This window comes from Maridesulfovibrio spiralis (SeqCode) (genome assembly GCF_048571135.1).
GTDB classification, from domain to species: Bacteria; Desulfobacterota; Desulfovibrionia; order Desulfovibrionales; family Desulfovibrionaceae; genus Maridesulfovibrio; species Maridesulfovibrio spiralis.
In genome coordinates this window covers 908,569-920,414 of sequence record NZ_CP182344.1, presented here as the reverse complement: position 1 = coordinate 920,414, position 11,846 = coordinate 908,569, and the positions used below count along the sequence as shown (strand labels likewise).

The following is an 11,846-nucleotide window of genomic DNA, read 5'->3' as shown; positions in this document are numbered from 1 at the left end:
ATTGTTTCGCTATGCGGTAGTGTCAGTGTGGAAAATCGTGCTGTAAATTTCCGGTATACGAAATTAATAGGCCTGATTCATTTTATCTACGAGACGGCGGACCATGAGCTTGGTGATCAGCTGTCTGGTCTCATCTTCCTGATCGGTGTAGTAGGATTCAGTTACAGATACCGGACCGGAGTTCCAGAGCAGTGTTCCATCGGCTGCACTTGTGACTTTCATCTGGACTTTGAGGGTCATATCGTATTTCAGGGTGGTATCCTTATTACCAAGAATGCGGCTGCCGTCGGAGAGTTCGATGATTCTGATATTGATCAGTGCTTCGGCTTTGGATTTGTCAGTCCAGGTCAACTGACCGCGGCGGGTGATCTCATCACGAAGCATGGAGCGCATTTTAGGCTCCAACCAGCGTTCGAGAGTGGGGTTCTCCACTTTGTTGATGGCGATTTCGCGGTACTGTTCACCTACTCTGTTCGGCTCGGATGCAGAGTTGTGGTATCCGCAGGCACTGACGGCAAAAACAATACACAGCAGCAGGATCAGCTTCTTCACATAATTCATAACAACCACAGCTCTAACTCCTTGTCTTTGCCGGGATTTGCCTCCGGCGGCCCTGCCGGGGGCCTTAAACCCTTTTGCAAAAGGGTTTAAGAATCCCAAAACCTTTTAATGGTTTCATTCGGGTTAGGCTTCGCTAATTTTATAATTTTCTAAAGTAAGAGTGCGAAGCCCGATAAAAAAGTTTTGAAGGGAGAGTCCAGAGAGGGAAACTTTTTCAAAAGTTTCCCTCTCTGGTCCCCGAAGGGCTAATTTGCAACAATATTAATAAGCTTGCCGGGAACTACGATGACTTTGCGGATGGTTTTACCATCAGTGTGCTTGGTCACGTTTTCGTGGGCAAGTGCTGTTTCTTCGATTTCTTCTTTGGAAGCAGCAGCGGGTACGGACAGTTTGCCGCGCATTTTACCGTTAACCTGAATGATGATCAGGATTTCGTCGGTAACAAGTGCGTCTTCATCGTGTTCAGGCCATGCTACTTCGGCGATGTAGCCTTCATAACCCATGGCAGCCCAAAGCTCTTCGCAGATGTGCGGTGCTATGGGGGAAAGCACGGTCAGAACGGTGCTGTATGCGGAGGAGAGGACGAAACGGCCGTCTTCGGTTTCCATGAGTTTGTCTTTGAGAGAGTATATCTCATTGACCAGCTCCATGCTTGCGGCGATGACAGTGTTGAACTGGAATTTGTTCTCCATGTCACGGCTGGCGCGTTTAACGGTCTCGTGTTCCTTGAGGCGCAGTTTCTTGGCATCGGAAGAAAGTTCCATGGACGGCTTGGCACATGCGCCGGTCGCGCTGAGCTTGCCTTCGAACTCTTCAGCCAGTCTCCAGATTCTGTTCAGGAAGCGGTGCGCTCCTTCCAGACCCTGATCAGACCACTCGAGGTCTTTTTCGGGCGGGGAAGCGAAGAGGATGAACAGTCTGGTGGCGTCTGCACCGTACTTGTTGATCATTGCGTTGGGGTCGACAACGTTGCCCTTGGATTTGGACATTTTGGCGCCGTCTTTAAGTACCATACCCTGAGTGAGCAGGTTCTTGAACGGTTCGCTGAGTTCGGTGTAACCCTCGTCGCGCAGGATCTTGGTGAAGAATCTTGCGTAGAGCAGGTGCAGGATCGCGTGCTCGATTCCGCCGATGTACTGGTCAACAGGAGTCCAGTATTCGAGAGACTTGCTGTCAAAGGGAGCATCGTCTTTGCGGGAATCGGTGTAGCGCATGAAGTACCATGAGGACTCCACAAAGGTATCCATGGTGTCAGTTTCACGGGTGGCCATCTTGCCGCATTTGGGGCAGACCACTTTATGGAAGCTTTCCATGTCCGGCAGCGGAGAGCGACCGTCTTCGTTCATGACCGCATCTTCGGGCAGAACTACGGGCAGATCTTTTTCCGGTACGGGTACGATTCCGCAATCGTCGCAGTAAATTACCGGAATGGGTGAACCCCAGAAACGCTGGCGGGAAATATTCCAGTCACGCAGACGGTAGTTGATGGACTTTTTGCCTTTTCCGGATTTGCCGAGGTAATCAACAATCGCGCCTTTGGCTTCTTCGTTGGGCATGTTGTCGAATTCACCGGAGTTGGTCAGCACACCGGGAGCACTGTATGCTTCGGTCATTTCGTCCAGATTGAGGGTTTCACCCTCGGGCTGGATGACTACCTGCATGGGCAGTTCGTATTTTTGGGCAAACTCAAAGTCGCGCTGGTCGTGTGCGGGAACAGCCATTACTGCGCCGGTACCGTAGCCCATGAGTACGAAGTTTGCCACATAGATGGGCATCTTCAGGCCATTAAGCGGGTTGATGCAGTAGGCACCGGTGAAAACACCTTCTTTTTCGAGGTCGTCAGCTCCGCGTACAATACGGTCCATATTGGATACTTTCTGTACGAATTCGTGGACCTTGTCTGCTTCAGGCTTGCCTTCGATGAGTTTTTCCACCATGGGATGCTCGGCAGCCAGAGACATGAAAGTTGCACCGAAAAGGGTGTCGGGACGGGTGGTGAAAACGCTGATGGTTTCATCGGAGTTCTCAACTTCGAAGTCGAGTTCCGCACCGATGGATTTACCGATCCAGTTGCGCTGCATGGTGATAACGCGTTCCGGCCAGCCGCCTTCGAGTCCGTTAAGGCTCTCGAGCAGTTCTTCAGCGTAATCAGTGATGCGCATGAACCACTGGGAAAGTTCCTTCTGGATAACTTCGGTGTCACAGCGCCAGCAAAGGCCCTCTTCAACCTGCTCGTTAGCAAGAACGGTATGACAGGTTTCACACCAGTTAACCGGGGATTTCTTGCGGTAAACCAGGCCCTTTTCCAGAAATTTAAGGAAGAACTGCTGCTCCCATTTGTAATAGCCGGGATGACAGGTCGCCAGTTCACGACGCCAGTCGTAGGAGTAGCCCAGACGTTTGAGCTGGGTACGCATGTCGTCGATGTTTGCGTAAGTCCATTCAGCAGGGTGGGTGTTGTGCTTGATAGCCGCGTTCTCGGCAGGAAGACCGAATGCATCCCAACCCATAGGGTGGAGCACATTGAAACCCTTCATGCGTTTGTAACGGGCAACAACATCACCGATGGAGTAGTTGCGTACATGCCCCATGTGGATTTTCCCGGAAGGGTAGGGAAACATTTCCAGCACGTAGTACTTGGGACGGGACTCGTCGGCTTCCACATTGAAAGCACCCTTCTCGGTCCATTCCTTCTGCCACTTGTTCTCAATCAATTCCGGTTCGTATTTCCCAAAACCCATTATGAAATCCTTTTATGTTGGGATGTTGCCTCCGGCGGCCCTTTCGGGGAACCCTGCCGGGGGCCTTAAACCCTTTTCCAAAAGGGTTTAAGAATCCCAAAACGTTTTTATTATGCTTCGCATTTTATGCTTAGAAGGTAGCTTTTATATACGAAGCGGCGAAGCCTTATTAAAAAAGTTTGGGAGAGTCCAGAGAACCCTTTTCAAAGGGTTCTTTGGTCCCCGAAGGCCTTGTAGCCATTTAACGAGAAGCTTTGCTTCGAGTTTAGTGGCTGCTGAGACCCGTGGTGACTCCCGGTAGGGCCGCCGGAGGCATTCCTAGAAATTCTTATCCGCTTTGAACTTGCCGGTATCGATATCGCGGGCAATTGCGTCGAGGATACCGTTGATGAAGTTGCGGGAATTGCCGTCGCCGAACTTTTTAGCCAGTTCAATGCCTTCGTTGATACCCACCTTGAGGGGGATATCGGCTTTGTGGATCAGTTCGTAAGCGGCTAGTCTTAGGATTGCCAGTTCAACTTTCGCAATTCTTCCGATCTTCCAATGTTTGGAGTAGCGACTGATTACTTCGTCAAGTTCTTCCTGTGCATTCCAGATTCCGAGCAGCAGTTCGCGGGCGTAGAGGATGAGTTCTTCCTCTGTTTCACGAAGCACTGCGGGGCTCTGGTTGTAAATACGTTCACATGTCCATCCGCCGTGGGGAGGGACAAAACTCAGGCCGTAAAGTACCTGAAAAGCAATTATGCGGCCTTTTCTGCGTAAACCTTTAGTCTGGGACATCTGCATCACTATCCTGCGGTTGCGGGTCACAGTGGACTGTAGTTACTGTGCAACGCAAGATACATCTAAATTGTTATTAAAACAACACAACAGGCATACGGTCTCCGAACAGCGGGACGGAGACCGTATGCCTTCAAATTATGTTCAGTAATTAAGATTGTTTAAGTATAAACAGGCTTTAATTTTCAAGCTCTAGTTAAATCTGCTCCATAACGCGGACAGTTTCCAGCATAGCGGAAGCTGCTTCAACGCCCTTGTTGCCAGCTTTGGAGCCGGCACGTTCAACAGCCTGATCAATGGTATCACAGGTCAGCAGACCGAAACCGATGGGCAGGTCATTGTCCATGCTTACCTGAGCCACGCCTTTTGCGCACTCGTTGCAGACATAGTCGAAGTGGGGAGTCGCGCCGCGGATAACAGCACCGAGAACCACGATACCGTCATATTTGCCGGATTCAGCAAGTTTCTTGGTAACCACGGGAATTTCGAATGCACCGGGTACTTTGATCAGGGTCATGTTTTCCTTGTCGCAGCCGTGGCGTGCAAGGTAATCAACTGCGCCGCCAACCAGTCTGTCAACGATGATGTCGTTGAAACGACCGGCTACGAGTGCGATTTTCAGACCTTTGGAATCGAGCTGACCTTCAATGGTTTTGATATGAGGCATGGTGCTTCTCCCTTTTTATTTTTTATCTTCAAGATGATCCAGCATGTGGCCCATCTTGTCTTTTTTGGTTTTCAGGTAATCGAGGTTCATTTCGCAGGCGTCCATTTCAATGGGCACACGTTCGGTAACTTCGAGACCGTAACCTTCAAGACCGACAATCTTTTTAGGGTTGTTGGTCATAAGTTTCATTTTGGTAATTCCGAGCTGGACCAGAATCTGTGCTCCGGTTCCGTACTCACGCAGGTCGGGTGCGAAGCCGAGCTTTTCGTTGGCTTCAACAGTGTCGCAGCCCAAATCCTGCAGATGGTAGGCCTTGATTTTGTTGCCGAGGCCGATACCGCGACCTTCCTGTCGCATGTAAAGCAGTACACCTTTGCCTTCGTTGCGGATCATGCACATGGCGGATGCCAGCTGATCGCCGCAGTCACAACGCTGGGAACCGAAAACATCGCCGGTCAGACACTCGGAGTGTACGCGGACCAGAACAGGTTCACCGGGCTGAACATCACCCATGATCAGGGCAATGTGGGTACGGTTATCTTCAGTGGAATGGAAGGCGGAAGCTTTGAAATCACCCCAGCGGGTGGGCAGTTCAGCGTCAGCTTCGCGGGTCACGGTGTGGCTGCCGAATTTCATGCGGTATTTGATCAGATCTTCGGTGGAGCAGATTTTGAGGTCGTGCTCTTTGGCATATATCTTGAGATCGGGAAGACGAGCCATGGTGCCGTCGTCCTTCATGATTTCGCAGATTACGCCTGCGGGCTTAAGGCCTGCGAGGCGGGCGAGGTCAACACTGCCTTCGGTCTGTCCGGCACGGACAAGAACGCCGCCTTCTTTGGCGCGCAGCGGAAAAATATGGCCGGGGGAGACAATGTCTTCAGCTTCGGCACCGTCTTTAACAGCGGCCAGAATAGTGGTGGCGCGGTCTGCAGCGGAAATACCAGTGGTTACGCCTTCACGTGCTTCGATGGAAACGGTAAAGTTGGTACCGAACTGGGATGCGTTGGACTGGGCCATGAGCGGCAGCTTCAGGTGGTCAACAATCTCACCGGACATGGCGAGGCAGATAAGCCCTCTGCCGTGAGTTGCCATGAAGTTGATGATTTCAGGGGTCACTTTTTCTGCTGCGCAGACAAGATCACCTTCGTTTTCACGGTCTTCATCATCAACCATGATGACCATTTTACCTTCGCGGAGGTCCTCAATTGCTTCTTCAATAGTGCAGAAAGGCATATTTGTTATCCTCTTGCTCCGACAAGCGGAGTTATTTAAAAAAATCGCTGTCCGTTTTTTCACAAACAGGTCAGTCTTCATACATCAAAATGCACAAAGGGTGAAATATGTTTTTTATACTTTTTATTTCTTTTATTTCAGGTGCTTGAAGATAAAGAAGTCTTTCAAGAGTCCTGTCGGCGAAACCTTGATAAAAGGTTTTGGGATTCTTAAACACTTTTGCAAAAGGGTTTAAGCCGCCGGAGGCGAAATATTTTTATCAAAAGCGCGAAGCGCATCACCTCAAATTAGAATCCATTCTCACGCAGGAAGTCCATTGTAAGCTTACTCTGCGGTTTGTCATCAGACTTTTTGCCGGTCCATGGTGCGACCATGCGCTCCACGTATTTTCCGATGACATCGGTCTCAATGTTTACCGGATAACCCGGAGTCCATTGCGAGATGGTGGTTTCTTCCTGAGTTTCAGGAATGATGTTTACCTCAAGGTAATCGTCCCCGCAATCGTTGACTGTCAGGCTGATTCCGTCAAGTGCGACAGAACCTTTGGTGACCACATATTTACCGTGCTCAATGGGAAACTTTATGCGGTAAATCTTGGATTCTCCCTCGGGGCGGACAGATTCAACATGACCGAGGCAATCCACGTGCCCGGAAACAATATGTCCCCCCAGACGGTCGCCCATAGCCAGTGCGCGTTCATAGTTAACCATGGAGCCGCGTTTCAGGTTGCCGAGGTTGGTTACCGACATGGATTCCTTACTGGCGTAGCAGGTGAACCAACTGTCACTGTAGGTTTCTACAGTGAGGCAGACCCCGTTGATGGCGATGGATTCGCCTTTTTCGTAATCTTTGATCTTGGGCGCACTGACTTTGAAGCGGGTTTCGTTGCCTCTGTTCTCGGCATTTTCAATGCGTCCTTTTCCCTGAATCAGTCCGGTGAACATGCTATTGTCCTTCGGGTTTGAAAACTATTTTTAAATCACGGCCACTCTGTTCAACGCGACTTACGCGCAGGTCCATGGTCTCGCTGATGAGCACATTGTCTGAACCTGCGAAGTTCGGTCGGCCCTGCACATTGCCCAGAATTCTGGGTGCTTGATACATTACGAATTCATCAACCAGACCCTGCTCTGTCAAGGAACAAGCCAGCTTGCCGCCACCTTCGCAGAGGGTGCGCAGTATACCGTGCTTTTGGCGCAACATTTTGAATCCGTTCTCAAATATAAGTCCTTTTTCGCCGCTGGGAAGAGGGACTATCTCAATTCCCTTCTTTTTCAGTTCCGTAGCGTTTTTTGTAGCTGCCTGTTCTTCTGTGGTCCAGAAAATTGTTTCCGTAGCGCGGGCGGTGGTGAGGGTGTACTCCTCGTGGTTTTCGGGCAGTTTCCCGGTAACCACGACAGCCTTGGCCTGGCTGAATCCCGCAGGAAGGGGATCAAGCCTGCAATTCAGGCTGGGGTTGTCTTCACGCAGGGTGTTGCCGCCCACGATTACCGCGCCGACCATGGAGCGCAGCAGTTGTACGTCCTGAAATGATTCCGGGCAGGATACTGCTTCCTGCGCTCCGGTAGCGCCGGCAATCTTGCCGTCGATGGTGCAGGCCAGTTTCAGGATGGAGTAGGCCCGGTCCTTGAACTGCCAGCACAGAAAATCTGAAATCAGGTCTTTGCATTGCTCTTCGAGCACGCCCTGATCAACGCGCACTCCATTGGATTCAAGATATTCGATTCCACCGGCTGCCTTGGGGTTGGGGTCTCGTGTGCCTACAACGATGTGCTGGATTCCGGCTTCAAGGATGCCTTCGGTGCAGGGAGGAGTTTTGCCGTGGTGATTGCAGGGCTCCAGAGTCACGTACATGGTACACTTGCTCATGTCCACGGACTTGGATTTTGCATCGGCAATGCATTCCCGTTCTGCATGCAACCCACCGCAGAACCGGTGATAACCCTCGGCGACAATCTGACCGTCACGGACTATGACGGCGCCCACCGTTGGATTGGGGGCAGTGCGGTTGCGTCCGCGCATGGCCAGTTCAACAGCACGGGCCATGAAGGTTTCGTCGGGATTAGATGTCGATTTCAAGAAAAGCAAATTTGACTCCGGCTTCTTTAAGCATCTGTTCGGACAATTCGTCCGGGTAGCTTTCGGAATAGTAGATCGCGCTGACGCCTGCGTTGATCAGCATTTTTGTGCAGATCAGGCAGGGCTGGGTGGTACAGTAAATTTCTGCTCCTTTCATGGATACACCGTGGGTGGCGCACTGGATGATGACATTCTGTTCGGCGTGTAGGCCGCGGCAGAGTTCATGGCGTTCGCCGGAGGGTACTCCCATTTTTTCGCGGATGCAGCCGACGTCGGCGCAGTGTGCTGTGCCGGAGGGCGGTCCGTTATAGCCGCTGGCAAGGATGCGTTTATCCAGAACTGCAACAGCACCGACTTTGCGGCGGGTGCAGGTGGCGCGCTCTGCAACGAGGTGCGCTATGCGCATGAAATAGTCCGGCCAAGGCATTCTGTTGTCCATGAAAATGCTCCCTTCTTTGAAGCTGAGAAAACGGGCCTGAATATTCAGGCCCGTTTTTATTTGAATTATGTTGCGCTTCGCGCTTTTTATGAAAGCATTTTGCCTCCGGCGGCTTAAACCCTTTTGCAAAAGGGTTTAAGAATCCCAAAACCTTTTGTCAGGCTTCGCCGCTGGCATGGCAAATTGTGCGATCCTAGTATGCGAAGAGCGGGTAGTCTTTTGCGAACTCTGCAACTTCTTTGCTGATTTCAGCAAGCTTGGTGTCGTTGCCGATGGAGTCGATGGCTGCGGTGATCCAGCCTGCGACTTTAACCATTTCTTCTTCTTTCATTCCGCGTGTGGTCAGGGCCGGAGTACCGATACGTACGCCGGAGGTTACGAACGGGGAGCGGGTTTCGAAAGGAATGGTGTTTTTGTTGACGGTGATACCTGCTTCATCAAGAGCGTGCTCAGCGTCTTTACCGGTGATGTCCTTGTTGGTCAGGTCAAGCATCATCAGATGGTTGTCGGTACCGCCGGATACGAGGTCGAAACCTGCGTCCATAAGGTTCTTGGCCAGTGCCTGTGCGTTGGCAACAACCTGCTTCTGGTAGCCAACATAAGAGGGGGAAAGTGCTTCGCCGAATGCAACTGCTTTAGCTGCGATTACGTGCATGAGCGGGCCGCCCTGAATACCGGGGAAAATGTTGGAGTTGAGAGCCTTACCGTTCTCCTCGGTGGAGAGGATCATACCGCCGCGGGGACCGCGCAGGGTTTTGTGGGTGGTGGTAGTGGTGTAGTGTGCGTGCTCAATGCAGGAGGGGTGAACGCCTGCTGCGATGAGACCTGCGATGTGAGCCATGTCTACCATGAGAACTGCGCCGACTTCGTCAGCGATCTGGCGGAAGCGGGCGAAGTCGATGATGCGGGGGTATGCGGAAGCACCGGCAATGATCATCTTGGGTTTGCACTCTTTAGCAATCTCAAGAACATTGTCGTAGTTGATGGTCTTTGTTTCAGGATCAACACCGTAAAATTTGATGTCGAAGAGCTTACCGGAGAAGTTCACCGGGGAGCCGTGGGTCAGGTGACCACCGTGGGAAAGGTCCATGCCGAGTACGGTGTCGCCGGGCTTGAGAGCCGCGAAGTAGACAGCCATGTTGGCCTGTGAACCGGAGTGGGGCTGTACGTTTACGTATTCGCAGCCGAAAATTTCTTTTGCACGGTCACGGGCGAGGTCTTCAGCAAGGTCAACGAATTCGCAACCACCATAGTAGCGCTTTCCGGGGTAACCTTCTGCGTACTTGTGGGTCATAACACTGCCCATGGCCTGACGGACCGCTGTGGAGGTGAAGTTCTCCGAAGCGATGAGTTCAAGCTTGGTCATCTGGCGGGTTACTTCCTGTCCGATAGCAGCCGCTACTGCCGGGTCTTTCATCATCAGTTCTTCCATGACAAGCTCCTTTTTTTAATGCCGTCGGCGACCCTGCCGGGGCCAATTTGATGCGCTATCGCGCTTTTGATTGAAATATTTTCCCTCCGGGGGCTTAAACCCTTTTCCAAAAGGGTTTAAGAATCCCAAAACGTTTTAGTAAGCTTCGCGTCCATTGTCAGCAAAATTGTGCGTGGGAAAAATGGATTCTTTAAATCTACCGGGAATTATGTCCCCAGAGTCGAAGACCTATTAAAAAGTTTTGAGGGTATGGGGTCTGGGGAAGGGGAACTTTTTCAAAAGTTTCCCTTCCCCAGCCGCCGGAGGCATCAAATTATTCTTCGAATTTCTTAAACAGCATGCAACCGTTAGTTCCGCCGAAGCCGAACGAGTTGCTCAGTGCGTAGTTGACCTGCTGCTCACGTTTACCGTCTTTGACGTAATCGAGATCACATTCGGGGTCAGCTTCGATCTGGTTTGCAGTACCGGGGATGATTCCGGTGGAAAGTGTTTTAACAGCGAAAGCTGCTTCAACACCGCCTGCACCACCGAGAAGGTGGCCGATCTGGGATTTGTTGGCACTGATAGCGATGTTCTTTGCATGGTCGCCAAAAACTTTTTTGATAGCTTTGGTTTCGCATGCATCGTTCAGTTTGGTGGAAGTTCCGTGTGCGTTGATGTGGTCGATCTCGGAGGGATCAATCTTTGCCTCACGGATTGCAGCGTTCATGGCCCGGGCCATGCCTGCGCCGTCTTCCGGCGGTGCGGTCATGTGGTATGCATCGGATGATGCACCGAATCCGACTACTTCAGCGAGAATCTCAGCGCCGCGCTTTTGAGCGTGTTCGAGGGATTCCAGCATCAGGAGTCCTGCTCCTTCACCCATAACAAATCCGTCACGTCCGGCGTCGAAAGGACGGGAAGCGGTTTCAGGATCGTCGTTGCGGGTGGAGAGGGCCTTCATGGCGGTGAAACCGGCAAAGCCCAGAGGAGTGATGGTGGATTCAGCACCACCGCAGATCATGACATCAGCACGGCCGAGCATGATGTCAGTGTATGCTGTGCCGATAGCATGGGTTCCGGATGCGCATGCGGTACACATGCACAGGTTGGGGCCCTGCGCTTCAGCGAAAATGGAAGCCTGACCGGCAGCCATATTGCCGATGATAATCGGGATGAAGAAAGGAGTGATTTTTTTTGGACCGGATTTCATCAGTTTGGTGTGCTGCTTCTCAATGGTTTCAAGACCACCGAGACCGACACCGATAACAACTCCGGCTCGTTCGCGCTCTTCCCCTTCAAGCTTAAGTCCTGTGGACTTGACAAGCATTTGGCTGGCTGCAACCGCAAACTGGGTGAACCTTTCCATGCGCTTGGCCTGTTTGTGGGGGATGAATTCCTTGGCGTCAAATCCCTTGACTTCACCTGCGATGCGGGCGGAAAATTCGCTGGCATCAAAGGCGGAAATTCCAGCAATACCGGACTTGCCTGCAAGTAGGTTGTCCCAGCTGGTGTTGATGTCATTTCCAAGGGGGGTGATGGCGGAAACGCCTGTAACTACTACCCTGTTCATATATGGAAACCTGTATGAGTTGGGGTTATTTCCGGCGGATAAACAAAAGAGCGCCTTACGCCCGTGAGGAGCAATAAGGCGCTCTTTTTAAAACCCTGTTAAGCAACCAGCTCTACTGTTTGCTTTCAACGAATGCGATTGCATCCTTGACTTTGAGGATCTTCTGAGCTTCTTCGTCTTCGATTTCAACGTCGAACTCTTCTTCCATAGCCATGATGAGTTCGGTAAGGTCGAGAGAGTCGGCACCGAGATCTTCAACAAAGGATGCTTCGTCTTTAATTTCGTCTTCGGATACGCCAAGCTGGTCTACGATAATTGCTTTTACTTTTTCAGCTGCGGACATAGTCCCCTCCAAATCATTA

11 protein-coding genes are annotated in these 11,846 nt (G+C 51.4%); all 11 read right to left on the bottom strand.

The annotated features are described in order from the left end of the window. Positions 1-63: 63 nt before the first annotated feature. The 11 genes from lptE to ACNI29_RS04085 all read right to left on the bottom strand — a co-directional run bounded on the left by lptE (position 64) and on the right by ACNI29_RS04085 (position 11,827). Positions 64-561, bottom strand: a complete 498-nt coding sequence (gene lptE, locus ACNI29_RS04135) for an LPS assembly lipoprotein LptE (protein WP_419782083.1) — start codon at positions 559-561, stop codon at positions 64-66. 245 nt (positions 562-806) lie between these two features. After that, on the bottom strand, positions 807-3,302 hold the full coding sequence (gene leuS / locus ACNI29_RS04130) for a leucine--tRNA ligase (protein WP_419780918.1): 2,496 nt from the start codon (positions 3,300-3,302) through the stop codon (positions 807-809). A gap of 318 nt (positions 3,303-3,620) precedes the next feature. After that, positions 3,621-4,082: a transcription antitermination factor NusB gene (gene nusB / locus ACNI29_RS04125; RefSeq protein WP_419780917.1), complete on the bottom strand. Its 462-nt coding sequence runs from the start codon at positions 4,080-4,082 to the stop codon at positions 3,621-3,623. A gap of 196 nt (positions 4,083-4,278) precedes the next feature. Then, positions 4,279-4,749 (bottom strand): 6,7-dimethyl-8-ribityllumazine synthase, encoded by a 471-nt coding sequence (gene ribH / locus ACNI29_RS04120; RefSeq protein ID WP_419780916.1) that lies wholly within the window; start codon positions 4,747-4,749, stop codon positions 4,279-4,281. Between the two features lie 15 nt (positions 4,750-4,764). After that, the gene (locus ACNI29_RS04115; protein WP_419780915.1) at positions 4,765-5,982 is read right to left on the bottom strand and encodes a bifunctional 3,4-dihydroxy-2-butanone-4-phosphate synthase/GTP cyclohydrolase II; all 1,218 of its coding nucleotides are present in this window, start codon (positions 5,980-5,982) and stop codon (positions 4,765-4,767) included. A 287-nt stretch (positions 5,983-6,269) separates the two neighbouring features. Then, positions 6,270-6,926: a riboflavin synthase gene (locus tag ACNI29_RS04110; RefSeq protein WP_419780914.1), complete on the bottom strand. Its 657-nt coding sequence runs from the start codon at positions 6,924-6,926 to the stop codon at positions 6,270-6,272. Position 6,927: 1 nt separating this feature from the next. Beyond that, on the bottom strand, positions 6,928-8,061 hold the full coding sequence (ribD, locus tag ACNI29_RS04105; protein ID WP_419782082.1) for a bifunctional diaminohydroxyphosphoribosylaminopyrimidine deaminase/5-amino-6-(5-phosphoribosylamino)uracil reductase RibD: 1,134 nt from the start codon (positions 8,059-8,061) through the stop codon (positions 6,928-6,930). Then, a complete protein-coding gene (locus ACNI29_RS04100) occupies positions 8,045-8,500 on the bottom strand; it encodes a deoxycytidylate deaminase (protein ID WP_419780913.1) in 456 nt (151 codons plus the stop codon). Before ACNI29_RS04100 ends, ribD begins: the two co-directional genes overlap by 17 nt. 193 nt (positions 8,501-8,693) lie before the next feature. Beyond that, positions 8,694-9,932 carry a serine hydroxymethyltransferase gene (glyA, locus tag ACNI29_RS04095; protein ID WP_419780912.1) on the bottom strand — a complete coding sequence of 413 codons (1,239 nt, stop codon included), beginning with the start codon at positions 9,930-9,932 and terminating at the stop codon, positions 8,694-8,696. Positions 9,933-10,245: 313 nt separating this feature from the next. Further along, on the bottom strand, positions 10,246-11,484 hold the full coding sequence (fabF, locus tag ACNI29_RS04090; protein ID WP_419780911.1) for a beta-ketoacyl-ACP synthase II: 1,239 nt from the start codon (positions 11,482-11,484) through the stop codon (positions 10,246-10,248). 112 nt (positions 11,485-11,596) lie between these two features. Further along, complete coding sequence (locus ACNI29_RS04085) at positions 11,597-11,827, bottom strand: acyl carrier protein (RefSeq protein WP_320007440.1); 231 nt, start codon at positions 11,825-11,827, stop codon at positions 11,597-11,599. Positions 11,828-11,846: the final 19 nt, after the last annotated feature.